25 protein-coding genes are annotated in these 23,401 nt (G+C 71.8%); 19 read left to right on the top strand and 6 right to left on the bottom strand.

Annotation, left to right across the window (positions count from 1 at the left end; translation table 11 throughout):
• The first annotated feature begins 128 nt into the window (after positions 1-128).
• The gene (locus tag NR111_RS01560; protein ID WP_206472335.1) at positions 129-980 is read left to right on the top strand and encodes an ABC transporter substrate-binding protein; all 852 of its coding nucleotides are present in this window, start codon (positions 129-131) and stop codon (positions 978-980) included.
• A gap of 26 nt (positions 981-1,006) precedes the next feature.
• Here the strand turns inward: NR111_RS01560 and NR111_RS01555 are convergent, their stop codons facing one another.
• Entirely contained in the window at positions 1,007-1,708 is a 702-nt protein-coding gene (locus NR111_RS01555) for an IclR family transcriptional regulator (protein ID WP_067717512.1), read from the bottom strand.
• Positions 1,709-1,776: 68 nt separating this feature from the next.
• Between NR111_RS01555 and leuC the strand changes: the two genes are divergently transcribed.
• The 3 genes from leuC (at position 1,777) to NR111_RS01540 (ending at position 4,360) form a co-directional block, all read left to right on the top strand.
• On the top strand, positions 1,777-3,243 hold the full coding sequence (gene leuC / locus NR111_RS01550; protein ID WP_206472333.1) for a 3-isopropylmalate dehydratase large subunit: 1,467 nt from the start codon (positions 1,777-1,779) through the stop codon (positions 3,241-3,243).
• Between the two features lie 6 nt (positions 3,244-3,249).
• Positions 3,250-3,846, top strand: coding sequence for a 3-isopropylmalate dehydratase small subunit (gene leuD, locus NR111_RS01545; protein ID WP_206472331.1), 597 nt, complete (start codon positions 3,250-3,252; stop codon positions 3,844-3,846).
• 133 nt (positions 3,847-3,979) lie between these two features.
• Positions 3,980-4,360, top strand: coding sequence for an HU family DNA-binding protein (locus tag NR111_RS01540; RefSeq protein ID WP_154827745.1), 381 nt, complete (start codon positions 3,980-3,982; stop codon positions 4,358-4,360).
• 22 nt (positions 4,361-4,382) lie between these two features.
• On the opposite strand, the gene NR111_RS01535 is transcribed toward NR111_RS01540, so the two are convergent.
• Genes NR111_RS01535 through cofC form a run of 3 tightly spaced genes read right to left on the bottom strand, consistent with a single transcriptional unit; the run spans position 4,383 to position 8,097 of the window.
• On the bottom strand, positions 4,383-5,288 hold the full coding sequence (locus NR111_RS01535; RefSeq protein WP_154827743.1) for an NUDIX hydrolase: 906 nt from the start codon (positions 5,286-5,288) through the stop codon (positions 4,383-4,385).
• On the bottom strand, positions 5,285-7,381 hold the full coding sequence (locus NR111_RS01530; protein WP_206472329.1) for an RNA degradosome polyphosphate kinase: 2,097 nt from the start codon (positions 7,379-7,381) through the stop codon (positions 5,285-5,287). Before NR111_RS01530 ends, NR111_RS01535 begins: the two co-directional genes overlap by 4 nt.
• Entirely contained in the window at positions 7,378-8,097 is a 720-nt protein-coding gene (cofC, locus tag NR111_RS01525) for a 2-phospho-L-lactate guanylyltransferase (protein WP_206472327.1), read from the bottom strand. Before cofC ends, NR111_RS01530 begins: the two co-directional genes overlap by 4 nt.
• A gap of 111 nt (positions 8,098-8,208) precedes the next feature.
• Between cofC and NR111_RS01520 the strand changes: the two genes are divergently transcribed.
• Together NR111_RS01520 and NR111_RS01515 are read left to right on the top strand one after the other, a co-directional pair.
• Positions 8,209-9,207, top strand: coding sequence for an NAD(P)H-dependent glycerol-3-phosphate dehydrogenase (locus tag NR111_RS01520; RefSeq protein WP_096907217.1), 999 nt, complete (start codon positions 8,209-8,211; stop codon positions 9,205-9,207).
• A 10-nt stretch (positions 9,208-9,217) separates the two neighbouring features.
• Positions 9,218-10,324, top strand: a complete 1,107-nt coding sequence (locus NR111_RS01515; protein WP_154827737.1) for a D-alanine--D-alanine ligase family protein — start codon at positions 9,218-9,220, stop codon at positions 10,322-10,324.
• Positions 10,325-10,355: 31 nt separating this feature from the next.
• On the opposite strand, the gene NR111_RS01510 is transcribed toward NR111_RS01515, so the two are convergent.
• Positions 10,356-10,976: a DUF3515 domain-containing protein gene (locus tag NR111_RS01510; protein WP_206472325.1), complete on the bottom strand. Its 621-nt coding sequence runs from the start codon at positions 10,974-10,976 to the stop codon at positions 10,356-10,358.
• Positions 10,977-11,100: 124 nt separating this feature from the next.
• Between NR111_RS01510 and thiL the strand changes: the two genes are divergently transcribed.
• The 3 genes from thiL to NR111_RS01495 are packed head-to-tail and all read left to right on the top strand — an operon-like array spanning position 11,101 to position 13,324.
• The gene (thiL, locus tag NR111_RS01505) at positions 11,101-12,078 is read left to right on the top strand and encodes a thiamine-phosphate kinase (RefSeq protein ID WP_256819564.1); all 978 of its coding nucleotides are present in this window, start codon (positions 11,101-11,103) and stop codon (positions 12,076-12,078) included.
• A gap of 10 nt (positions 12,079-12,088) precedes the next feature.
• Complete coding sequence (locus NR111_RS01500) at positions 12,089-12,610, top strand: gamma carbonic anhydrase family protein (RefSeq protein WP_206472320.1); 522 nt, start codon at positions 12,089-12,091, stop codon at positions 12,608-12,610.
• Positions 12,611-12,613: 3 nt separating this feature from the next.
• Positions 12,614-13,324: a uracil-DNA glycosylase gene (locus tag NR111_RS01495; protein WP_206472318.1), complete on the top strand. Its 711-nt coding sequence runs from the start codon at positions 12,614-12,616 to the stop codon at positions 13,322-13,324.
• 48 nt (positions 13,325-13,372) lie between these two features.
• Here the strand turns inward: NR111_RS01495 and NR111_RS01490 are convergent, their stop codons facing one another.
• A complete protein-coding gene (locus tag NR111_RS01490) occupies positions 13,373-14,167 on the bottom strand; it encodes an enoyl-CoA hydratase-related protein (RefSeq protein ID WP_256819561.1) in 795 nt (264 codons plus the stop codon).
• A 127-nt stretch (positions 14,168-14,294) separates the two neighbouring features.
• Here NR111_RS01490 and NR111_RS01485 point away from each other — a divergent pair, with 127 nt between their 5' ends.
• From NR111_RS01485 to NR111_RS01440, 10 genes are all read left to right on the top strand, one after another.
• Positions 14,295-16,013: a DAK2 domain-containing protein gene (locus tag NR111_RS01485; protein WP_256819560.1), complete on the top strand. Its 1,719-nt coding sequence runs from the start codon at positions 14,295-14,297 to the stop codon at positions 16,011-16,013.
• Positions 16,010-18,265: an ATP-dependent DNA helicase RecG gene (gene recG / locus NR111_RS01480; RefSeq protein ID WP_206472312.1), complete on the top strand. Its 2,256-nt coding sequence runs from the start codon at positions 16,010-16,012 to the stop codon at positions 18,263-18,265. Before NR111_RS01485 ends, recG begins: the two co-directional genes overlap by 4 nt.
• Before the next feature lie 20 nt (positions 18,266-18,285).
• On the top strand, positions 18,286-18,912 hold the full coding sequence (rsmD, locus tag NR111_RS01475; RefSeq protein ID WP_256819557.1) for a 16S rRNA (guanine(966)-N(2))-methyltransferase RsmD: 627 nt from the start codon (positions 18,286-18,288) through the stop codon (positions 18,910-18,912).
• A complete protein-coding gene (coaD, locus tag NR111_RS01470; RefSeq protein ID WP_096905307.1) occupies positions 18,909-19,382 on the top strand; it encodes a pantetheine-phosphate adenylyltransferase in 474 nt (157 codons plus the stop codon). The genes rsmD and coaD overlap by 4 nt, the downstream gene beginning before the upstream one ends.
• A gap of 129 nt (positions 19,383-19,511) precedes the next feature.
• Complete coding sequence (locus NR111_RS01465; protein WP_119192434.1) at positions 19,512-20,303, top strand: DivIVA domain-containing protein; 792 nt, start codon at positions 19,512-19,514, stop codon at positions 20,301-20,303.
• Positions 20,304-20,326: 23 nt separating this feature from the next.
• A complete protein-coding gene (locus NR111_RS01460; RefSeq protein WP_067717567.1) occupies positions 20,327-20,926 on the top strand; it encodes a DUF177 domain-containing protein in 600 nt (199 codons plus the stop codon).
• Entirely contained in the window at positions 20,923-21,621 is a 699-nt protein-coding gene (rnc, locus tag NR111_RS01455; RefSeq protein WP_206472308.1) for a ribonuclease III, read from the top strand. The genes NR111_RS01460 and rnc overlap by 4 nt, the downstream gene beginning before the upstream one ends.
• A 1-nt stretch (position 21,622) precedes the next feature.
• Positions 21,623-22,540 (top strand): bifunctional DNA-formamidopyrimidine glycosylase/DNA-(apurinic or apyrimidinic site) lyase, encoded by a 918-nt coding sequence (mutM, locus tag NR111_RS01450; protein ID WP_206472306.1) that lies wholly within the window; start codon positions 21,623-21,625, stop codon positions 22,538-22,540.
• Positions 22,541-22,572: 32 nt separating this feature from the next.
• Positions 22,573-23,103, top strand: coding sequence for an OsmC family protein (locus NR111_RS01445; RefSeq protein WP_206472304.1), 531 nt, complete (start codon positions 22,573-22,575; stop codon positions 23,101-23,103).
• Positions 23,100-23,390, top strand: coding sequence for an acylphosphatase (locus NR111_RS01440; protein ID WP_067717574.1), 291 nt, complete (start codon positions 23,100-23,102; stop codon positions 23,388-23,390). The genes NR111_RS01445 and NR111_RS01440 overlap by 4 nt, the downstream gene beginning before the upstream one ends.
• The last annotated feature ends 11 nt before the right edge of the window (positions 23,391-23,401 follow it).

Below are 23,401 nucleotides of genomic sequence, written 5' to 3'. Positions count from 1 at the left end.
AGGACGCCGCCCTCTCACGGCGGTAGCGTGGGTTCGAATCCCATCGGGGGTACAGGGGAGATGTCCCGGTTCGTCTGCAACGACGAGCCGGGACATCTCGCATTTGTGGCCGTGGCAGGATCACCGGGGTGACCTCTCGCCGTGACCTCCTCCGCCTGGCCGTCGGTGGCGGGTTGACCCTCGCGGGGCTCACCGCGTGCGGCCCGGGAGGGGGGTCGACGACGACACCGGCTCCGACGGCGAGCGACCCGCTGACTCCCCCCAGTCCGATCCGTACCCCCACACCGGACGCTCCGCCACGCCGCCTCATCGCGCTCTCCTCGGCCGACCTCGACGTCCTGCACGCCCTCGACCGTGAGCCCACCGCCGCGTGGGCCGTCGACGGGACGGGCCCGCGACCGTGGCGCGACCACCCGGCACCGCCGTCGCCGGAGTGGGACGGCCCCGGACTGCCGAGCCTGCGGTCGCTGCTGCCGTTCGGGGTCGACGCGTTCGTCCTGGTCGCGGCCGACGTCACCGGGCCCGAGCTCCGTGGGTACGAGCAGCTCGCCACGGTGATCGTCGACCCGCAGGGGAGACCCGGGTGGCGGGACCACCTCGATCTCGTCGCCGGGGCCGTCGACCGCGATCCCACCCCGGCAGCCGAGACGGCCGAGAAGGCGCTCGAGGAGTGGTCGGAGGAGCAGCGCCGCCTGGGGGTCGACGCCCTCGCCGTCGTCATCGGCACCGGCGCGCGGCCCGACACCCCCGTCGCCACCCTCGCGGCGACGTCGCCACTCGGCGCCGAGATCCGTGCGCTGGGCTTCGACGTGGACTCGCGCCCCGACCCCGTTCCGTACCGGGACCTCCGGCGGCCGGGCGTGCAGGTGGTGCGGGTGGACCCGCGCGACGACGATCTCGTGGCCGCGGTGCGCCAACCCAGCGTGGCCAGCCTGCCGTGGGCGCTCGAGCGGCTCACCCGCGGCCGGCGGCCCGCGTAGGGCCGGCGCGGCGGCGTCCCTGTCGACTAGAGCCGTTTGTGGATCGCATCGGCGGCGGCGAGCAGATCGGCCGCCCACTTCACGCCGGGGCGGCGACCGATGCGGTCGACCGGGCCCGACACGGAGATCGCGGCGACCACCGTGCCGGCGGCATCCCGGATCGGCGCGGAGATCGAGGCCACGCCCGCCTCCCGCTCGGCGACCGACTGCGCCCAGCCGCGCCGCCGGACGTCGGCGAGCTGGCGCTCGGTGTACGTGGCGTCGGCGAGCAGGGTGCGCTGGGTGGCGGGGTCGGCCCACGCCGCCAACACCTTCGCGCCCGAGCCCCGTGTCATGGGCAGGATCGCGCCGACGGGCACCGTGTCCCGCAGTCCCGTCGGTGGTTCCGCGGAGGCCACACAGATCCGGCGGTCACCGTCGCGGCGGTACACCTGCACGCTCTCCTCGGTCACCTCGCGCAGGCGGGGCAGCACGGAGGACGCGGCCTCGGCCAGGGAGTCCGACACGTGCGCGGCGAGCTTGGCCAGACCGGGCCCCAGGCTCCACACCCCGGCGTCGTCACGGGAGAGGAGTTGGTGGATCTCGAGCCCCACCGCAAGCCTGTGGGCGGTCGCGCGAGGCAGCCCCGTCCGCTCGCAGAGGTCGGCCAGGACGCACGGTTGCTCGGCCACGGCGTGGAGCACCGTCATCGCTTTGTCGAGGACTCCGATCCCGCTATACTGTCTCACAGTTCGACTATATCGTCCTACATGGTGAGAATCCATCGGATCCCATCAGGGCGTGGAGTGGAGGCGTGATGAACGAGACCGTGTCCGCAGGTACGCGACCGCGGACCCTGGCCGAGAAGGTCTGGGACGACCACGTGGTGGTCAAGGGCGAGGGCGAGGGCGGGTCCCGGGGGCCCGACCTGCTGTTCATCGATCTCCACCTCGTGCACGAGGTCACCAGCCCGCAGGCCTTCGACGGTCTCCGGCTGGCCGGACGCCGGCTCCGCCGCCCGGACCTGACCCTGGCGACCGAGGACCACAACGTCCCGACCGACATCGTCGGGGGCGCGGTCAACCTCATCGCCGACCAGACCTCGCGGATCCAGATCGAGACGCTGCGTTCCAACTGCGAGGAGTTCGGTGTCCGGCTGTACCCGATGGGCGACCTCGAGCAGGGGATCGTCCACGTCGTGGGTCCGCAGCTCGGCCTGACCCAGCCGGGTATGACCGTGGTGTGCGGTGACTCGCACACCTCGACGCACGGGGCGTTCGGTTCCATCGCGATGGGCATCGGCACCTCCGAGGTCGAGCACGTCATGGCCACCCAGACGCTGGCCCTGCGCCCGTTCAAGACCATGGCCGTCACCGTCACCGGCGAGCTGCAGCCCGGCGTCACCGCCAAGGACCTCATCCTGGCCGTCATCGCCCAGATCGGCACCGGCGGCGGGCAGGGCTACATCATCGAGTACCGCGGCGAGGCCATCGAGAAGCTGTCGATGGAGGCGCGGATGACCATCTGCAACATGAGCATCGAGGCCGGTGCCCGGGCCGGCATGGTCGCCCCGGACCAGATCACCTACGACTACCTGCGCGGTCGCCCGCACGCGCCCGCGGGTGACGAGTGGGACGAGGCCGTGCGGTACTGGGACGGGCTCCGGACCGACGAGGACGCGGTGTTCGACACCGAGGTCGTCATCGACGGTGCCGCCCTCACCCCCTTCGTCACGTGGGGCACCAACCCCGGCCAGGGCGTGCCCCTGGGTGCGGCCGTCCCCGACCCCGAGTCGTTCACGGACGAGAGCGCGCGCATCGCCGCCGAGAGCGCACTGGAGTACATGGACCTCGAGGCCGGCACCCCCATGCGGGACGTGCCGGTGGACGTCGTGTTCGTCGGCTCGTGCACCAACGGCCGCATCGAGGACCTGCGCGCCGTCGCCGAGGTCGTCGACGGTCACACGGTGGCCGACGGGGTCCGGATGCTCATCGTGCCGGGCTCGATGCGCGTGCGCGAACAGGCCGAGGCGGAGGGCCTGGACAAGGTCTTCACCGCCTTCGGCGCCGAATGGCGCCAACCCGGCTGCTCCATGTGCCTGGGCATGAACCCGGACTCGTTGCTGCCGGGTCAGCGGTGCGCGTCCACATCGAACCGCAATTTCGAGGGCCGCCAGGGCAAGGGGGCCCGCACCCATCTGGTCAGTCCGTCGGTCGCCGCGGCCACCGCGGTGCTCGGACACTTCGCCTCACCCGTCGACCTCGAGCCCGCGAAGGGGGCCTGACACCTCATGGAGCCGATCACCACCCACACCGGCATCGGCGCCCCGCTGCGCCGCTCCAACGTGGACACCGACCAGATCATCCCGGCCGAGTACCTCAAGCGCGTCACGCGCACCGGCTTCGAGGACGGACTCTTCTCCTCCTGGCGGGCGAAGGAGCCCGACTTCGTCCTCAACCGGGCGCCCTACGACCGCGCCTCCGTCCTGGTCGCCGGACCGGACTTCGGCACCGGGTCCTCGCGCGAGCACGCCGTGTGGGCCCTGATGGATTTCGGGTTCCGTGTGGTCATCTCCTCGCGGTTCGCCGACATCTTCCGCGGCAACTCGGGGAAGTCCGGTCTCGTGGCCGCCCAGGTCGAGCAGGAGAACGTCGAACTCCTGTGGAAGGTCATGGACGAGCGACCGGGTATCGAGCTGACCGTCGACCTGGGGTCGCGCACCGTCACGGCCGGTGACGTCACGGTACCGTTCGACATCGACGACAACACCCGGTGGCGTCTCATGGAGGGGCTCGACGACATTGGTCTCACGCTGCGTGAAGCCGATCAGATCGCGGAGTTCGAGAGTCGCCGGCCCGCGTTCAAGCCGGTCACCACCCCACGCTGACCTCGGGATAAGAACTTGTTTCGGAGTAACCTCCGAAATGCCCCCGGCTGGCAAAAACGTGTGAGTATGCTTATGTTTAGTCGGCGCGGACCGGTACCGCGCCCGCATACCTCACCCGAAGGGGGATCCCCACGTGAACAAAGCCGACCTGATCGCCGAACTGGCGGAGCGGATGGGCGGAGATCACCAGCTCGCCACCGAGGCGCTGGAGAACACTCTCGACATCATCGTCCGGACGGTGGCGTCCGGGGAATCCATCACCATCATGGGGTTCGGCATCTTCGAGAAGAAGTCACGTGCGGCCAGGGTCGCCCGTAACCCCCATACCGGCGAGTCGATCCCGGTTCCGCCGACGTACTCGCCGGTGTTCCGGCCGGGCCAGTACTTCAAGTCCGTCATCCAGGGCACCGAGTCGCTCCCCGAAGACAGGCTCGCCGCGAAGCGCTCCAGCTCGCACCAGTCGTTCGGGGGCCTGCGCAAGAACGGTGTGAACCACCGCGAGAAGGTCAGCTGACCGACCGGCCCGCTACTGCAGTTCAGAACAGCGGTAGCGGGCTGGGGTAGTAGTCGGCGTAGGTCGGTCCCGCCCCGTCGAACCCCAGCGCCCACACGCCGGCCTTCTTGGTGGAGGCATCGCCGACGTCGATGTCGGTCGGGCCGGCCAGATCCCGGATCATCCCGGGGATGGCGGTTCCCTGCGAGGACACCACGGCGACGCCGTCGCCCGGGGCGATCGCGGCCAGCCGGGCCACGGCGGACGCCGGGTCGGCGAGGTAGGCCTCGTCGCTCAGCGCCGGTTCGACCGCGATCCCCACCCCGAGTTCGTCCGCCAGCGGCGCGAGCGTCTGTTCGCAACGGACCCTGGGCGCGCTGTACAACCGGGTCACGCCGAACGCCCGGAGCATCGGCACGAGCATCTCGGCCTGCGCCCGTCCGGACTTGTCGAGGGGACGGAGGTCGTCGTTCCCGCTCCACTGGCTCCTGCTTCCGGCCTTGGCGTGCCGGACGACGAGCAGGGTCTTCCCGGCAGGCGGGGCCGCGCAGAAGCGGGCGAGGATTTTGCGGTCCAACGGGTAGGAGACCAGATCCTTGGCCTGCTCCACCGGGAGCCACCGGATCTCGTCGACCTCCGAGTTCGGCTCGAAGGTTCCCTCGCCGGCCATCGCCGACCAGTACGTGACCTCTTTGCGGGTGTTCTCCTTGAGGGGGTAGCCGGTGGTGCCGATCCGGGACTGCAGGACGGCGGTGAATCCCGTCTCCTCGGCGATCTCCCGGACCGCCGCGACCGGCAGCGACTCCCCGGCGTCGACCTTGCCCTTGGGCAGGGACCAGTCGTCGTAGCGCGGGCGGTGGACCACCGCGCACAGGCGGGAGTCGCCGTCCGTGCGGTACAGGACCGCGCCCGCCGCGGGCACCACCCGGATCTTGACCTTCTTGCTCATCGGTCCCGGAATCCCGCGTGCAAGGAGGCCGACCGCTCCTGGTGGTCGACCGAATCGGCCCAGTCCTCCGGGGCGGGCATGCGGGTCCAGTTGGCGTCGTGCCGGAGGTGGAAGCTGCGCGTGGCCGGATCGAGGGCGGAGTCGAAGATGCGGTGGATCTGTGCCTTGAGCCGGGGATCGGTGACGGTGACCATCACCTCGACCCGGCGGTCCAGATTGCGGTGCATCATGTCCGCACTGCCGATGAGGGCCTCGTCGGCGCCCCGGAAGTGCAGGATCCGGGAGTGCTCGAGGAAGCGCCCGAGGATCGAGCGGACGTGGATGTTCTCACTCAGGCCGGGGACGCCGGCCCGCAGCGAACAGATGCCCCGGACCACGATGTCGACCGGCACCCCGGCCTGGGATGCCCGGTACAGGGCGTCGATGACCTGCTCGTCGACGAGGGCGTTCGCCTTGAGCCGGATGCCGGCCTCGCGCCCCTCGGCGGCCAGCTCGATCTCGCGGTCGATCCGTTCGATGATCCCCGACCGGATGCCCTCCGGCGCCACCAGCAGGCGCCGGTACTTGCTCACGTTGGAGAACCCGGTCAGGTGGTTGAACAGATCCGTCAGGTCCGACACGACGTCCTCGTCGGCGGTGAACAGGCCGACGTCCTCGTACAGGCGGGCCGTCTTGGGGTTGTAGTTGCCGGTACCGATGTGTGCGTAGCGCTGGAGCCGGTCGCCCTCCTTGCGCACCACGAGGCAGGTCTTGCAGTGGGTCTTCAGGCCCAGGAGGCCGTACACGACGTGGACCCCGGCCTGCTCGAGCTCGCGGGCCCACCGGATGTTGTTCTGCTCGTCGAAACGGGCCTTGATCTCCACCAGCGCGACGACCTGTTTGCCGGCCGCGGCGGCATCGACCAGCGCGTTGACGATGGGGGAGTCGCCGGAGGTCCGGTACAGGGTCTGTTTGATCGCCAGGACGTCGTCGTCGGCAGCGGCCTGCTCGATGAACCGCTGGACCGTGGTGGCGAACGACTCGTAGGGGTGCTCGACGAGGACGTCGCCCTCCTGGAGGGAGGCGAAGATGTTGCGGGCCGTCTCCCTCTCACCGAACGCCGGGGGAGTGGCCGGCACCATGGGCGGGTCCTTGAGATCCGGCAGGTCCAGCCCGTGGATCTGCCACAGCCCCGTGAGGTCCAGCAGGCCCGAGAACCGGATGACGTCGGCCGAGTCCACGTCGAGCTCACGCTGCAGGATGCGGAGCATCCGCGGGGTGGTGTCCTCCGCGATCTCCAGCCGCACGGCCGACCCGAAGCGTCGGCGGGCGAGCTCGCGCTCGAGTGCCTGCAGCAGGTCCTCGTCGCGGTCCTCCTCGACCTCCATGTCCGCGTTGCGGGTCACCCGGAACACGTGGTGCTCTACGACCTCCATGCCCTGGAACAGATCCTGGAGGTGCGCGGCGATGATGTCCTCGGCGGGGACGAACGCGTACTCGTCCGGACCGCCGCGGTCGACCCGGACGAAGCGCGGGACGTTGTGCGGGATCTTCACCCGGGCGAAGTGCTCCTGGCCCGAGTCCAGGTCGCGGATGATCACCGCGAGGTTCAGGCTCAGCCCGGAGATGTACGGGAACGGGTGGGCGGGATCCACCGCGAGGGGCGTGAGGACGGGGAAGATCGAGTTGCGGAACAACTCCGCGAGGGTGAAGCGCTCCTCGGCCGTGAGGTCGCTCCAGGGCAGGATCCGGATCCCGTGCTCCTCCAGCGACGGCCGGATCTCGTCCTCGAACAGGCGGGTCTGTTCGTCGCACAGTTCCCGCGTCCGTCGGCTGATGCGGCCGAGCTGCTCGGCGGGTGTCTGGCCGTCAGCGGAGCGTACGGACAGTCCAGTCTTGTCGCGGCGCTGGAGACCGGCCACGCGGACCATGTAGAACTCGTCGAGGTTCGAGGCGAAGATCGCGAGGAACTTGGCCCTCTCCAGCAGCGGGAGGTCCTTCTCCCCGGCGAGTGCGAGGACCCGGGCGTTGAAGTCGAGCCAGCTCAGTTCGCGGTTGAGGTAGCGGTCGCGGGGCCGGGGCAATCCCTGGAGGGCGGTCGGTTCGGCGGTCACGGGACCATTGTGGCCGATACCCCGGTCGCGTGGGCGAGGAGGCGGACGGAGGGGTCACGGAGGGCCCCGGCGGTGGCGGGACCGACGGACCGCCCCGGCAACCTCGCGAGATCCTCCGGGACGTCGACATCCCGGGCGGCGGCGGCCAGATCGCCCACCGCCGCGACCGGTACCGCGCCGCCCTCGTCGCGGTACCGGGCGGCCGAATCGACACCGAACCGGCAGACACGGGGACCGGGCGCGCCGGTCCAGAACGCCATCGTGGTCCCGGCTCCGCGGTGGTCCGTGACCGTGGCGTGCGGGTGCCGGCCGGCGATGTCGAGGATCCGCGCGAGGTGCTCGGGTCGCAGTTCCGGGAGATCCGCCGCGACCACCCCGACCGGGCCCGGGACGTCGGCGAGTGCGTTGTCCAGGGCGAAATTGAGGGGGTCACCGTGGCGGGGGTCCGTACGGGCGGGTTCGTCGACGAACTCCGCCCCCGCCCCCGAGGCCAGTTCCTCCACACGGGGGTCGGCGGAGACGACGCGAACGCGGGCGACTCCCGGGGTCTCCCGGCAGGCGGCCAGGACGTCCACGGCCATCGCCACCACGAGAGCCCTCCTGCCGTCCGCGGTGAGTGCGGGCACCAACCGGCTCTTGGCGCGCTCGAGCGCCTTGACGGGGACGACGATCGTCCACCCGTCAGCCGTCGACCCGCCGTGCCCCGCTGTGCTCATCGCCCGCCATCCTGCCAGCCGGGCCTCACGAGCGTCCTCCGCCGGGTAGCGTTTGACCACGATCCGCCTGAGGGTGGCGGTCGGGAGCAGGTCGACGGTCGGGAGGCGATGATGGCGCGGATCGCGGTGATGGGTGCGGGGTCCTGGGGGACCGCGGTCGGCAAGGTTCTCGCCGACGCCGGATCCGAGGTCGTGATGTGGGCCCGTCGGGACGAGGTGGCAGCCGGGATCAACGACGCGCACTGCAACTCCAAATACCTCCCCGACATCGTGCTGCCGGCGACGGTCACCGCGTCGACCGACCCGGCGCGGGTCCTGGCCGGCGCCGAGGAGGTCGTGCTGGCGGTCCCGTCCCAGAGTCTGCGGGGCAACCTCGAGCACTGGGTCGACCACCTCGAGCCGGAGGCCGGGGTGATCTCGCTGGCCAAGGGCATCGAGACAGGGACTCTGATGCGCATCAGCGAGGTCGTCGCGGAGGTCACCGGGCTCGACGATCGCCGGATCGCCGCGCTGTCCGGCCCCAACCTCGCGAGGGAGATCGCGGAGGGGCAGCCCGCGGCGACCGTGATCGCCTGCACGGACGACGAGCGCGCGGCCCGGCTCCAGGACGCCTTCTCCACGCCCTACTTCCGCCCGTACACCAACACCGACGTCGTGGGCTGCGAGATCGGTGGCGCCACCAAGAACGTCATCGCCCTCGTGTGCGGCATCGCCACCGGGATGGGGCTGGGCGACAACACCATGGCCACCCTCGTCACCCGAGGGCTGGCCGAGACCACCAGGCTCGGCGTGGCGCTGGGGGCCAACCAGATGACCTTCGCGGGGCTGGCGGGCCTCGGGGACCTCGTGGCGACCTGCACCTCGCCCCTGTCCCGCAACCGGACCTTCGGCGAGCGTCTGGGCAGGGGAGAGACCCTGGAACAGGCCCAGCAGGCCACCAACGGTCAGGTCGCCGAGGGGGTCAAGTCGTGCACGTCGATCCGCGAACTGTCCCGCAGGGTCGGGGTGGAGATGCCGTTGACGGAGGCGATCCACGAGATCTGTCACGAGGGGGGCGACGCCGTCGAGGTGGCGGTGCGCCTCATGAGGCGGAGCACCAAGCCCGAGTAGCCTCGGCCCGGTGAATCGCATCACCGTTGCCGTCCTCTACGGCGGTCGTAGCTCCGAGCACTCCGTGAGCTGCGTATCCGCCGGCGCCGTCATGTCGCACCTCGACCCCGCCCGCTACGAGGTCATCCCCGTCGGGATCACCGAATCCGGGACGTGGACGCTCGGCCCGGAGGACGTGTCCGACCTGCGGATCGTCGACCGCAGCATGCCGGTCGTCGACCCACACCGCCCCCGGGTCGCACTGGGGCTGTCCACCGACGACCGTGGGGTCCTGCGGTTCTCAGACGGTGACCGGGCGGGGGAGGAACTCTCACGGGTGGACGTCGTCTTCCCCGTCATGCACGGCACCCACGCCGAGGACGGGACCGTCCAGGGGTTGCTCGAACTCTCGGGCATCCCCTATGTCGGCCCGGGAGTGTTCGCCAGTGCCGCCGGCATGGACAAGGAGTTCACCAAGGTCGTCCTGGGCGCGGCGGGACTGCCGATCGGGCGGCAGGTCGTGCTCCGGCCGGGTACGGAGACACTCTCGGCGTCGGACCGCGACCGCCTGGGCCTGCCCTTGTTCGTCAAGCCGGCCCGCGGCGGCTCGTCCATCGGCATCACCAAGGTGTCGCGGGCGGAGGAACTCGATGCGGCGATCACGGAGGCTCGACGCTTCGATCCGAAGGTGATCGTCGAGGCCGCGATCGTCGGGCGCGAGGTCGAATGCGGGGTCCTCGAGTACCCAGATGGCCGGGTGGAGGCGAGCCTGCCCGCCGAACTGCACATCCCCGGCGAGCCCACCGGCGGGGAGGGCGAGACCGAGGGTGACGCGTTCTACGATTTCGACACCAAGTACCTCGACGACGTCACCACCTTCGACCTTCCCGCCGATCTGTCGGACGAGGAGACCGGGCGACTGCGCGCACTGGCCGTGGAGGCGTTCCACGCCTTGGATGCCCGGGGGCTGAGTCGGGTGGACTTCTTCGTCACCGCCGACGGGCCGGTGATCAACGAGGTCAACACCATCCCCGGGTTCACGCCGATCTCCATGTACCCGCAGATGTGGGCGGCGACGGGCGTGGACTACCCGACCCTGCTCGACACCCTGGTGCGGACCGCGCTCGCCCGCGGCTGAGACGACCGCCCTCCGGCCCCGATCGGCCGGGTCAGCCGATCGGTGCGGGATCCGGCTCGACGGCCTCGAGGGTCGCGCCGAGCGCGTCGGACAGGTCCTGGATCGGTCCGGTGCCACTGCCGTCGGGCAGCGTCACCGCGACGAACTGCGGACGATCGACCGCGACCCAGGTCGACGCGGTGACCGCCGGGTCCGGATCGGGCTCGTTGAACCACTGGACGCCGTTGACCTCCTGCAGGCCCACCCCCACCGTGAAGGTCGGCGGAGCCGGCAGCCCGCAGCGGACGATCACCGGTTCGGCATCGGGCATCCGGTACGCCGCCGCCCCCTCCGGCGCCGGTTCGGCGAGAGCGACCCGGCCGGCCTCCCCGAGCGACTCCGGGAGCGCCTCGATCAGCGTCGCGCACTCCTCGGACCCGGCTCCGGGCGAGGGGATCGGCACCGCCGCCACCGGCTCGCTCGCGGCCGCCTCTGTGGCCTCCTCACCCACCGAGCGGACCAACACCAAGACGACGGCGAGCATGATCAGCGGGACGACCACCGCGAGGACCACCACGATGGTCGACACGGGGACCGCCCGCGCACCCGGGGTGCCGGTGTCCCGCGGTCCGGCGTCATACCGGTCGGTCGGATCCGAATCCGTCGAAGCCACGTCGTGTCGTCCTTCCTCCCACGATCGGCCGCCGACTCGGGCGGCCGCTAACCTGACGGCAACGCTACAGACCCCCGCCGGTGTGCCCGGCGACGAGACACCACGGGAAGCAGAGGTGGCCGCCGTGTCCGACCGCGCCCTCACCGTCGCCGAGGCGGGCGAGGCCGCGGTGCTCGCCGTCCTGCGCGGCGCGGCCGGGCACGCCGTGGACGACCCGGTCGGCAACGGCGACGACGCCGCGGTCCTGGGACCCGCCGCCGCCACCGTGGTCACCACCGACATGCTCGTCGAGGGCACCCACTTCCGTCTCGACCTCACCGGCTGGGACGACGTGGGCAGGCGCGCGGTGGCGCAGAACGTCTCCGACGTCCTGGCGATGGGGGCCGAGTGCACACGTGTCCTGGTCGCCCTCGCCGTACCGGCCGCGACGACGATGGGGCAGATCGCGGACCTTGCGGAGGGTGTTCACGGGGAGGCCGCGCGATCCGGCGCCGTCGTGGTCGGCGGGGATCTCACCAGAGCGGACCTCGTCGTCGTCGGCGTGACGGCGATCGGCACCCTCCCGCACGGAGCCCGCCCCCTGAGGATCGACGGGGCGGAGCCCGGCGACACGGTCGCGCTCACCGGCGCGCCCGGACGCTCGGCCGCCGGGCTGGCGCTGCTCCTGGCCGGGCACCCCGACGGCCCGCTCCAGCGGTCGCACCGGGTACCCGTACCGCCGATCGGTTCCGGCACCGCCGCCCGGCTGGCTGGCGCGCGGGCTCTCACCGACGTCAGCGACGGGCTGCTGCGCGACCTGTCGGGGCTCGCGCGGGCATCGGGCGTCGCGGCCGACCTCGTCACCGACGCGCTGCCCGTCGACCCGGTCCTGGCCGAGGCCGCGGGAACACTGGGCGTCGCGGACCCCGGGCGTCAGGTGCTGGACTGGGTCCTCGACGGTGGCGAGGACCACGGACTGCTCGGGACGTTCCCACCCGGGGCGGTGATCCCGCCCGGGTTCACGGCGATCGGCACCGTCCGGTCGGGAGAACCCGGCCTGGTCACCCTCGACGGTGAGCCCCGCACGCCGGGAGGCTGGGACTCCGCGCGCGGCGCGAACTAGGGTGATCCGCATGGCTGTCTACGCACTGGGAGACCTCGAACCCGACATCGCACCCGACGCCTGGGTGCACCCCGATGCGGTGGTCATCGGCCGGGTGACACTCGGCGCCGGCGCCTCGGTGTGGCCCACCGCGGTCCTGCGCGGGGACTACGGGCGCATCGAGATCGGCGCCATGACCAACATCCAGGACGGCACGATCGTCCACTGCACGGCCACCGAACCGACGATCATCGGCGCTCACTGCGTGGTGGGGCACAACGCGCACATCGAAGGTGCGACCATCGGGGACGGCGCCCTCATCTCGTCGGGTTCGATCGTGCTCAACGGCTCCGTGATCGGGGCCGGGGCGGTCGTGGCCGCCGGGTGCCTGGTCCCGCCCCGCTTCGAACTCCCCGCCCGTCGGATGGCGATGGGAATGCCGGCGAAGATCCGCGAGGGATTCGAGGTGGACCCCGCGATGCTCGAGGGCAACACCCAGATGTATCACGACAACGCCATGCGCTACCGCGCCGACCTGCGTCGACTCGACTGACCGGTGAGCGACCGACACGCCTCGCCCACCCCGTTGGCCGACCTCCTCGACCCCGGCTGGGCTCGTGCACTCGCGCCCGTCGAGGAGCGGATCCACCGGATGGGCGATTTCCTCCGCGCCGAGAACGCGGCGGGCCGGGGATACCTCCCCGCCGCCGACCGGGTCCTGCGTGCGTTCACCCAGCCGTTCGACGACGTGCGCGTGCTCATCGTGGGGCAGGACCCGTACCCGACGCCCGGCCACGCCGTCGGACTGAGTTTCGCGGTCGACGGCGACGTGCGCCCGCTCCCGCGAAGCCTGGTCAACATCTATCGCGAGTACACGGACGACCTGGGACTGGCGGCCCCCGGGCACGGCGACCTCGGGGCCTGGAGCCGTGCAGGGGTCCTGTTGCTCAACAGGGTGCTCACCGTCGCGCCCGGGGAGCCCGCCTCCCACCGCCGCAAGGGGTGGGAGGAGGTCACCGGGCGGGCGATCGAGGCCCTGGTCGAGCGGAATCGCCCGATGGTGGCGATCCTGTGGGGACGTCACGCGCAGTCGCTGGCGCCGATGCTGGGGGACACCCCCGTGATCGCGTCCGCGCACCCGTCGCCGCTCTCGGCGTCGCGGGGGTTCTTCGGCTCACGGCCGTTCAGCCGGGCCGACGAGGAACTGCGGGGACTCGGCGTCGAGCCGGTGGACTGGCGACTGCCCGAGGATCCGCTACAGATGTAGCGGCCCCGGCCGGTCCACGACGTGGCGTTCCCGGCTCAGCCCCCCCCCTCAGCCCCGTCCGAACTCCGGGCGGCGTTTGGCGACGAACGCATCCACGCCCTCGATGCCGTCCGGCGAGACGGCGAGGCGGGCGATCGACTCGCGCTCGGCGTCGAGCTGATCCGCCAGTGTGGCGTTCTCGGAGGCACGCAGGAGCGCCTTCGCGGCGGCGTAGGATGCGCGCGGTCCGGCCGCGAGACGCACCGCCAGCGACCGGGCGGCCTCTCGGACATCGCCGTCGACGAAAGTCGTGAGCAGGCCCAACTGGAACGCGCGCCCACCGTCCATCGGTTCGTTGCCGAGGATGAACGCCCGCGCCGCGGGCTGACCGACGGCCCGCGGCAGGCGCCACGACATCCCTCCGTCCGGCGACAGCCCGATGCCCGGGTAGGCAGCGAGCAGTCGGGTGTCGGGCCCGCCGACCGAGAAGTCCGCGGCCATGGCCAGCGAGGCGCCGGCGCCGGCCGCCCACCCCGCGACCGCGGCGACCACGGGCACGGTCACCTCGTCGAGCATCCGGACGACTCCGTGCAGCCGGTCCGCGAGCTCCCGCACGTGCTCCGAACGGTCCTCGGCCGCGGCGAAGCCCGGGACGTTGCCGCCGTTGCAGAAATTCTTGCCCAGGCCCACCAGCAGGACCGACCCGGCGTCGATCTCGCCGTCGAGGAGCGCACGGAGGGCGATGGCCGCCTGGTCGACCGCGTCGGAATCGAGTGAGTTGCCCTTGCCCTCCAGCGAGACCGGGAGCGTGAGTACCCCGTCGGTGAGAGTGACGAGGGGGGTGGCGGTGAGGTCTGCGGTCATCGTGGTGCTCCCGGGTCGTGTCGGCCGTCTCGGCTAGTCGGACGGCTGTCGAGTGCAGAGGGTACTAGGCTTGGCCGGGCCGACAGGGAAGATGGCCGCAGGGGTGGGAGCGCGGTGAGGAGGGGTGATGACGCAGGAGTCGACACGTGTCGAGGAACGCCCGTCGACCCTCGACGCGCACGGGCTGCTCACGTGGGCCCGGCGGTGCGTCGAGCAGCTCGCCGCCCGCCGCGAGGAGATCAACGCCCTCAACGTCTTCCCGGTCCCCGACGCCGACACCGGAACGAACCTGCTCTACACCATGCGGGCGGCCGTGGACCGGGCCGAGGGCGAGGACGCGTGGATCTCCGAGGGCGGGGGCACCGCCGGCGCCCGCGAGATCGCCGTCGCGCTGGGCCACGGGGCCGTGCACGGTGCGCGGGGGAACTCCGGCGTGATCCTGTCGCAGGTGTTGCGGGCGGTCGGCGAGGCGGCGACCTTCACCGTGGTCGACGCCTCCACCTACCGGCGCGCACTGCGGACCGCGGTGACCCTCGTGGACCACGCGTTGAGCGAGCCGGTCGAGGGGACCATCGTCACGGTCCTGCGGGAGGCCGCGGCCGCGGCCGGACGGTCCTCCGCCTCCTCGCTGGTCGAGGTGGCCCGCGTGGCCGCCGACGCCGGCGCCGAGGCGCTCGACAGGACCACGTCACAACTGCCCGCGCTGAGCAGGGCCGGCGTCGTCGACGCCGGCGGGCGTGGGCTGCTCGTCCTGCTGGACGCCATGGTCGAGATCCTGGCGGGTCAGACCCCCGAACGGCCGGACTACTTCATCCCGAAGGACGGCGCAGAGGCGTCGTCAACGCCCGGGCACGATACGGACGAACCGCACGAGGACGCCGGGACCCGCTACGAGGTGATGTACTCCCTCACCCACTCCGACGACGCGCGCGCCGACGAGCTGCGGACCGCACTCCGGATGGTGGGCGACAGCGTGGGTGTCGTCGGCGACGGTGGCTCCGGAGCCAACGCCAGGTGGGCGGTGCACGTCCACGCCGACGACATCGGCGCCGCGATCGAGGCGGCCCTGTCGCTCGGGCGGGTCACCGAGATCCGGGTGACCGACATGCTCGACCCCGTGGGCGATCGGCCCGGGCAGCACCGGGCCCACGGCGCCGGGGACCCGCACGGTTCGGACCCGCGAACCGGCGACCCCGGGCTGCGCAAGGTCGTCGCCATCGTGCCGGAGGGGCCGCTGGCCGACCTGTTCTCCGAGGCCGGGGCGGAGACCGTCGACCCGGGGGACGACGGGGAGGGCGTGATCGACGCAGTGCTCGCCGTCGACGCCGACGAGCTCCTCGTCCTACCCAACGGCGAACTGTCCCGCGACCAGATCGGCGCCATCGATGCCGCGCTGCGCGACGGCGAGGGTCACGCACTGATCCTGCCGACCGGATCCGTGGTCCAGGGCCTGGCCGCCCTGGCGGTGCACGACCCCACGACCACCCTGTCGCTGGACGGGTTCTCCATGGCCGACGCCGCGGCCGGGACCCGGCACGCCCACCTGATCCGGGCTGAGCAGGACGCGCTGACCCTGGTGGGTCGGTGCACGGCCGGCGACCTGCTCGGCGTGGTGGGGCACGACGTCGCACTGATCGAGTCCGACGCGGTCGACGCGGTGTGTGCGCTCGTCGACCGGGTGCTGTCCTCCGGAGGCGAACTCGTCACCGTGCTGTTCAGTGACGCCTACGACGAGGCGGCGACCGAGTCGGCGCTGTCCCGCGTGCGGTCCCGCCACCCCGACATCGAGGTGGTCGGATACGCCGCCGGCCCCGGGCGGGCCGTGGCCCACGTCGGGGTCGAATGACCTCTCTGGCCACCACGGACACCCCGCTCGCCGAGGTCCTCGACCCCGGGCTGGCGGAGCGCATCACCGCGGCGTTCGGGCACCGCAGCGTCGGCGACCTGTTGCACACCCTGCCGCGCCGCTACCGTCAGCACGGACAGCGCTACGACAAGCGGGAACTGGTCGACGGCGAGCGGGTCACGGTGATCGGCAAGGTCACCACCGCGCAGACCCGCACGTACCAGACCAAGCAGCGGCAGACGCGGGAGATGCTCACGCTGACGGTGGAGGACGGCGACACCACGTTCCGGGTCGTGTTCTTCGCCGGGCGCAAGATCAAGTTCATGCTCCCGGTGGGGACGCTGGCGATGTTCGACGGCACCGTCTCCCGCTTCCGCCGGTCACTGGACCTCAAGCATCCCGAGTTCCTCGTCCTGCGTCCGGTGACCGGCCCGGGCGGCCAGCTCAAGGGGTCCGGCGACCTCGCGGCGCTGGCACGCCTGGCCGCGGAGATCGACGCCGAGGGCGGACCGAGCCTGTTCGACCGTCCACTGTTGCCCGTGTACGCCGCCAAGGAGGGGGTCACCTCCTGGGACCTGCTCGGCGCGGTGGTCACCACCCTGCGGGCGTTGGTGCCGGTGGTCGACCCGCTCGACGCCACGGTCCGGTCGGTGGCGGGCCTCATGGACCTCGACGAGGCACTGCGTAAGGCCCACCTGCCCGAGAACTCCCGGGACAAGGATCGGGCCGGGTACCGGCTGCGCTTCGACGAGGCGCTCGCGCTGCAGTTGCTGCTCGGCGCCAGGCGCCGGTTCGTCGCGCGGGACCCGGCGCCGGCCAGTCCGGTGCGCGGGGACGGGCTCCGCGCGGCCATGGAGGCCCGGATGCCGTTCGAGCTCACCGGCGGACAGTCGGCGGTACTGGAGGAGATCTCGGCGGACCTGACCCGTGATGAGCCCATGAACCGGCTCCTGCAGGGCGAGGTCGGGTCGGGCAAGACCGTGGTGGCGTTGTTGGCGATGCTCCAGGTGGTCGACGCCGGCCGGCAGTGCGTGATGCTGGCCCCCACCGAGGTCCTGGCGGTCCAGCACCACCGTTCACTGACGGCGATGCTCGGCGATCTCGGTGAGCGCGGCAGGTTGGGCGCGGCCGAGCAGGCCACCCGCGTGGTGCTGCTCACCGGGTCGATGTCCACGGCCCAGCGGCGCGCGGCCCTGCTCGACATCGTCACCGGGGAGGCCGGGATCGTCGTGGGGACGCATGCGCTGATCCAGGACTCGGTGGACTTCTTCGACCTCGGCCTGGTGGTGGTGGACGAGCAGCACCGCTTCGGCGTCAGACAGCGTGATCGTCTGCGCGCCAAGGGTCGGGCGGGGTTGGTGCCGCACCTGTTGGTGATGACCGCGACCCCGATCCCGCGGACCATCGCCATGACCGTGTTCGGGGACCTGGAGGTGTCCGAGCTCCAGGAGCTCCCCGGGGGGCGTCGCCCCATCTCCACCTCCGTCGTCCCGGCGAGGGAGAAGCCGCGGTGGCTCCAGCGGACCTGGGAGCGGGTGCGCGAGGAGGTGGAGGCCGGCCACCGTGCGTACGTGGTGTGCGCGCGGATCGACGCCGACGACCCCGAGAAGGGCGACGACGACAACGGCAGCGACCGACCGCCGTTGGCCGCTGCCGTGGACCTGCACGAGCACCTCTCCACCGGGCCCCTGGCGGGACTGAGGATCGGACTCATGCACGGCCGACTCCCGCCGGAGGAGAAGGACGCCACCATGGCGGCGTTCGCGGCCGGCGCTCTCGACGTCCTCGTCTCCACGACTGTGATCGAGGTCGGTGTGGACGTTCCCCAGGCCACCGTCATGGTGGTCATGGACGCCGAGCGCTTCGGCGTGAGTCAGCTGCACCAGTTGCGTGGCCGCGTCGGTCGGGGCGGACTGCCCGGCCTGTGCCTGCTGGTGACCAACTCCCGCACCGGGGGTCGCTCGATGGAGCGGCTCGATGCCGTGGCGGCCACGACGGACGGCTTCGTGCTGGCGCAGTTGGACCTGGTGCAGCGCCGCGAGGGCGATGTCCTCGGGGACGCCCAGTCGGGTGCCCTCTCGGCGTTGCGGTTGCTGTCGGTGGTGGACGACGGTGAGGTGATCGAGATCGCCCGGCGCCACGCCGAACAGATCCTGGAGTCCGACCCGGGGCTGCACGCCCACCCGGCGCTCGCGGAGCGGGTCCGCCGCCTGGCCGGTTCCGAGGAATCCGACTACCTGTTCAGATACTGACCCACGACCACAGGGAAGACATGACCCGCATCATCTCCGGCCGCCTGCGCGGGCTGACGATCACCGTGCCGCCGGCCGGCACCAGGCCCACCACGGACCGTGTCCGCGAGGCGCTCTACAGTGCCATCGGAAGTCGGGTCGACCTGGACGGCGCCGCCGCTCTCGACCTGTTCGCGGGCTCCGGCGCACTCGGGCTCGAGGCTGTCTCCAGGGGAGCCGACGTGGCGTGGTTCGTCGAGGAGAACCAGCGCGCGGTGGCGTGCCTGAAGAAGAACACGGCGGGCGCGTCGTCGTCGTCGTCGTTGTCGTTGTCGTCGTCGTCGTCCTCATCGTCGTCGTCCCCGCTCCGTCTCACAGTGAAGCGCGCGGCGTTACCCGCCGCGGTCCGTGGCCGGTGCCCCGTCGAGGGCGGATTCCACCTCGTCCTGGCCGACCCCCCGTACGAGCGGTCAGCGGAGCTGGACGAACCGGTGCTGGAGGCCCTGCTCGCCGGGGGGTGGCTCGCGGAGGACGCGCTCGTCGTGTGGGAGCGGTCGAAGCGGGACCCGGCCGTGCGGTGGCCGGGCGGGTACGAGGTCGTGTTCGAGCGCACCTACGGCGAGACCGCCGTGGAGATGGCCCGGCGTGTTGATACGGTCGCCCCATGACCACCGTCGTGTGCCCAGGCTCCTTCGATCCGGTGACCCTCGGGCACCTCGACATCATCCGGCGAGCCGCCGCGCTGTTCGACGACGTGATCGTGTGCGTGGTCGCCAACCCCAACAAACAGGGCACCTTCTCGATCGACGAGCGCAAGGCGATGATCGACGAGGTCTGCGCCGACATTCCCGGGGTGCGGGTGGACAGCTTCTACGGACTGCTCGTGGACTACTGCCGCGATCAGGGTGCCACCGCGGTGATCAAGGGCCTGCGCGACTCCACCGACTACGACTACGAGTTGCCGATGGCCCACATGAACCGTTCGATCGCCGAGATCGACACCGTCTTCCTGCCCACCCGGGCCGACCTGGCGTTCGTCTCCTCCTCGCTGTGCCGCGAGGTCACCCGACTCGGCGGCGACGTGTCCCACCTGCTGCCGGAGCCGGTCGCCCGCGCCCTGACGGAGCGCCTGGGCTGACGGGGAGGGGCGGGGCAAGCGGCGTCGGCCCGCCGGACCTACCGGACACACCGCCCACGCACCGGCCCGGCGACCTGTGTTGCGGGCACACTGGTGGGGCAAGAGTGACGATCCGGTGAAGGGACGAGCGTGTACCGAGTGTTCCAGGCCCTCGACGAGCTGAACGCGATGATTGAGGACGCCCGCAGTCTGCCCATGACCGCGAACTGCGTGGTGCCCCGGCACGAGTCCCTGCTGTTGCTCGACGACATCCGTGACTCGTTCCCCGGCGAACTCGACGACGCCCAGGACGTGCTGGACCAGCGCGACAGGGTGCTCGCGGAGGCCGATGCCACCGCCCGCGAGACGGTCGCCGCCGCCGACGCCGAGGCGGACCGCACCCTGCGCGAGGCGCGCGAGGACGCGGACGCCATGCTCGCCGACGCCAAGGCCCGCGCCGACCGCATGGTCGCCGAGGCGACCACCCACGCCGACGGGCTGGTGGGCGACGCCCGCGCCGAGTCGGCGGAGCTCCTCGACCGCTCGCGTCGGGACGCCGAGTCCACCACGAGCCGCGCCCGCGCGGAGGCAGACCGGCTCGTCGAACAGGCCAACATCCTCTACGACCGCACGATCACCGAAGCCCGGCAGGAGCAGCAGCGGATGCTGTCCGAGTCCGAGGTCGTCCGCATCGCCGACGAGGAGGCCGCGCGGGTGCGAGACGCCGCGCACGCCGAGAGCGAGCGTCGGCGCGAGGAATGCGACGCCTACATCGACGAGAAGATGGCCCGGTTCGAGGAGTTCCTCGGCACCACCATCCGCACCGTCAGCCGGGGTCGCGAGGAGCTGCACGGTGTCGCCCCGGTCGGGCGACGGGAGCCCACCGGCCGGCGGGGGGTCCGCGAGGACGAGCGCCCGGGCGACGGGTACGGGGACTACTGACCCCGGCGGGTAGTCTGCTGGGCGTGTCCACCACCTCCCGTACCCCCCGCCACGGCCGGCCCGCCGCCGATTCGCTCGTCCTCGACACCCGCGTCCTCGGACGCGCCCCCGGCTCGATGGTGCCGGTGCAGCGTGCCGCCGTCCTCCCCTCGGCCATCGGCGTGGAGTTCATCCGGATCCCCGAGGGCTCCGAGGTGGACCTCGACCTCATGCTGACCTACGTCGACGAGGGCGTGCTCGTCACCGGCTCGGTCACCGGTCGGGCCGAGGTCGAGTGCGCGCGCTGCCTGGGCGAGTTCTCCGCCCCGGTGGGCGTGGACCTGACCGACATGTACGCGGCCGAGGGCACCGCCGCGGCCGAGGCCGCCGAGCAGGACGAGGTCCGCCTGCTGGACGGCGACCTGCTCGACCTCGAGCCCGCGCTCGTCGACGCGTTCGGTCTGGAGTTCCCCATGTCGCCGACGTGCACCGACTACGGCCACGACGAGTGCATCAACCCGGACACCCCCGCTCCCGACGGCGTCTCCGGCGACGCCGAGGGCCGGATCGATCCCCGGTGGGCCGGGTTGGCGGAGAAGTTCGGGTCAACCGGAGCCGGCGACGCCGGTGAGGACCGCGCGTGACGGAGCAGCCGTCGCCACTGGACTCCGTCCTGGGGGTCGCCCTCCCCGTCGACCTCGCCACCCAGGCTCTGACCCACCGCTCGTACGCCTATGAGCACGGCGGCCTGCCCCACAACGAGAGATTGGAGTTCCTCGGCGACGCGGTGCTCGAGTTGGTCGTGACGGAACACCTCTACACGGCGTACCCGGATCGTCCCGAGGGCGACCTCGCCAAGATCCGTGCGAGCCTGGTCAACACCTATGTCCTGGCCGACATCGCCCGCGAGCTCGGTCCCGGCGGCCTGGGAGATCACCTGCGGCTCGGCCGCGGTGAGGAACTGACGGGCGGCCGCGACAAGCACTCGATCCTCGCCGACACCCTCGAGGCGGTGTTCGGGTCCGTCTACCTGACCCACGGGCTCGAGACGGCCCGGGGTCTGATCGAACGGATCATCGGTGACCGACTGCAGGTGGTCCCGCATCTGGGGGCGGCCCTCGACTGGAAGACCAGTCTGCAGGAGAAGTGCGCGTCGACGGGCAGGCCCAGGGTGCGGTACGAGATCACCTCCACCGGGCCGGACCACGACAAGACCTTCGCCGCGGTGGTGTTCGTGGGCGACGAGTCCCTGGGCGAGGGGACCGGTCGCACAAAGAAGGAGGCCGAACAGAAGGCCGCCGAGCAGGCGTGGGCCGCCCTGGACGGGACCACACGCTGACGTGCCCGAGCTACCCGAGGTCGAGGTCGTCCGCAGGGGCCTGGCCGATCACGTCGTCGGTCGTGCGATCACGTCCGTGGAGGTCACCGGCGCCCGCACCGCGCGCCGGCAGCCGGGCGGCGCCCCCGAGATCGTCGCGCGTCTGACCGGCCGCACCGTCAGCGGCGCCCGGCGTCGCGGCAAGTACCTGTGGCTCACCCTGGACTCCGACCACGCGGCGGGGGCGGACTGCCTGCTCGTACACCTGGGGATGAGCGGGCAGATGTTGGTCGCCGAGGGCGGTGCGCCGCCGGTACGCCATCTGCACGCGCGAGCCGAGCTCGACGACGGCAGGGAGCTGCGTTTCGTCGATCAGCGGACGTTCGGCGGGTGGACCGTCGTCCCACTGGCGGAGGCTCTCGACGGCACGGGGGAGCTCCTGCCCGCGCCGGCCGCCCACATCGCGGCGGACCCGTTCGAGCCCGGGTTCGACCCCCTCGTCGCCGCCCGGACGATCCGACGCCGGGACACCGAGATCAAGCGCCTCCTGCTGGATCAGACCGTGGTCTCGGGGATCGGCAACATCTACGCCGACGAGGCCTTGTGGCGCTCCGGTCTCCACGGCCGCCGGCGGTCCGGCGCCGTGACACTCCGCGCCGTGACCGGGGTCCTCGAGCACGCCCGCGAGGTGATGGCGGACGCGCTGGCGGCCGGCGGCACCTCATTCGACGCGCTGTACGTCAACGTCAACGGCGCCTCGGGGTACTTCGATCGCTCCCTCGACGTCTACGGACGGGCGGGCCTGCCGTGCGCGCGGTGTGGGACGGCCGTGGTGCGGGAGGACTTCATGAACCGCGGTTCGCACTTCTGCCCGGTCTGCCAGCCCGCGCCACGCCGGTCCCGCCCGCCACGTCGGTCCCGCGCGCCGCGGCGGGGCTGAGGTGGCCCGCTGACCGGTCGTACGATGACCGCATGACTGAGTCGACGCCCCCCACCCCCACGCAGACGCCCGCGCCGGCCGCCCCGCAGGCGGCGCACCCCGCTCCCGATCTCCGTGTCGAACGCACCGGGACCCGACGCTACGTGGGGACATCTTCCCGGGGAGCCCGGGTCGAGATCGGCTCGGCCGACGTCGAGGGGGTGTTCACCCCGGGGGAGTTGCTCAAGATCGCGCTCGGGGCCTGCACGGCCATGGCCTCCGACTTCACGATCTCCCGCCGGTTGGGTGACGACTACGCCGCGACCGTTCGCGTCTCCGGAGACGCCGACCGCGAGAACGAGCGATACCCGCTGCTGGAGGAGAGCTACGAGCTCGACCTGTCCGGGCTAGACCCGGCGATGGCCGAGCGACTGGTGGCGATGATCCGGCGCTCGGTGGACAAGGCGTGCACCGTCGGCCGGACCCTGACCGCGGGGACCGAGATCGCGCTGGGGTTCGAGACCGGCGGCGCCGACGCCGAGACCGGCGGCGCTGACGCCGGAAACGGGGGCGGCGCGGCATGAGCGCACCGGATCCCGACCAGGTCCGGTTGGTCGCCTGGGTCCACGGCCGCGTCCAGGGCGTGGGCTTCCGCTGGTGGACCCGCAGTCGGGCACTCGAACTGGGCCTGAGCGGGTACGCGGCCAACAAGCCGGACGGTCGCGTCCACGTGGTGGCGGAGGGACCGGAGTCGGCGTGCCGTGACCTGGTGGAACTTCTCCGCGGCGGCGGGACCCCCGGCCACGTGGACCTCGTCGTCGACACCTGGGAGCCGGCCCGGGGCGGACTCCCGGGATTCGTCGAACGCTGACCTAGGATCGA

It is taken from the genome of Dietzia sp. Die43, from assembly GCF_024519835.1.
Classification (GTDB): Bacteria; Actinomycetota; Actinomycetes; order Mycobacteriales; family Mycobacteriaceae; genus Dietzia; species Dietzia kunjamensis.
This window is presented reverse-complemented; position numbering and strand designations above follow the sequence as displayed.

What these genes read in the sequence shown, in the direction of transcription:
- NR111_RS01535 (WP_154827743.1), bottom strand. Translation starts at nt 5,288, where the DNA reads ATGAGCAAGAAGGTCAAGATCCGGGTGGTGCCCGCGGCGGGCGCGGTC.
- rsmD (WP_256819557.1), top strand. Translation starts at nt 18,286, where the DNA reads ATGACCCGCATCATCTCCGGCCGCCTGCGCGGGCTGACGATCACCGTG.
- cofC (WP_206472327.1), bottom strand. Translation starts at nt 8,097, where the DNA reads ATGAGCACAGCGGGGCACGGCGGGTCGACGGCTGACGGGTGGACGATC.
- NR111_RS01485 (WP_256819560.1), top strand. Translation starts at nt 14,295, where the DNA reads ATGACGCAGGAGTCGACACGTGTCGAGGAACGCCCGTCGACCCTCGAC.
- leuD (WP_206472331.1), top strand. Translation starts at nt 3,250, where the DNA reads ATGGAGCCGATCACCACCCACACCGGCATCGGCGCCCCGCTGCGCCGC.
- coaD (WP_096905307.1), top strand. Translation starts at nt 18,909, where the DNA reads ATGACCACCGTCGTGTGCCCAGGCTCCTTCGATCCGGTGACCCTCGGG.
- NR111_RS01445 (WP_206472304.1), top strand. Translation starts at nt 22,573, where the DNA reads ATGACTGAGTCGACGCCCCCCACCCCCACGCAGACGCCCGCGCCGGCC.
- NR111_RS01520 (WP_096907217.1), top strand. Translation starts at nt 8,209, where the DNA reads ATGGCGCGGATCGCGGTGATGGGTGCGGGGTCCTGGGGGACCGCGGTC.
- NR111_RS01500 (WP_206472320.1), top strand. Translation starts at nt 12,089, where the DNA reads ATGGCTGTCTACGCACTGGGAGACCTCGAACCCGACATCGCACCCGAC.
- leuC (WP_206472333.1), top strand. Translation starts at nt 1,777, where the DNA reads ATGAACGAGACCGTGTCCGCAGGTACGCGACCGCGGACCCTGGCCGAG.
- recG (WP_206472312.1), top strand. Translation starts at nt 16,010, where the DNA reads ATGACCTCTCTGGCCACCACGGACACCCCGCTCGCCGAGGTCCTCGAC.
- NR111_RS01440 (WP_067717574.1), top strand. Translation starts at nt 23,100, where the DNA reads ATGAGCGCACCGGATCCCGACCAGGTCCGGTTGGTCGCCTGGGTCCAC.
- NR111_RS01490 (WP_256819561.1), bottom strand. Translation starts at nt 14,167, where the DNA reads ATGACCGCAGACCTCACCGCCACCCCCCTCGTCACTCTCACCGACGGG.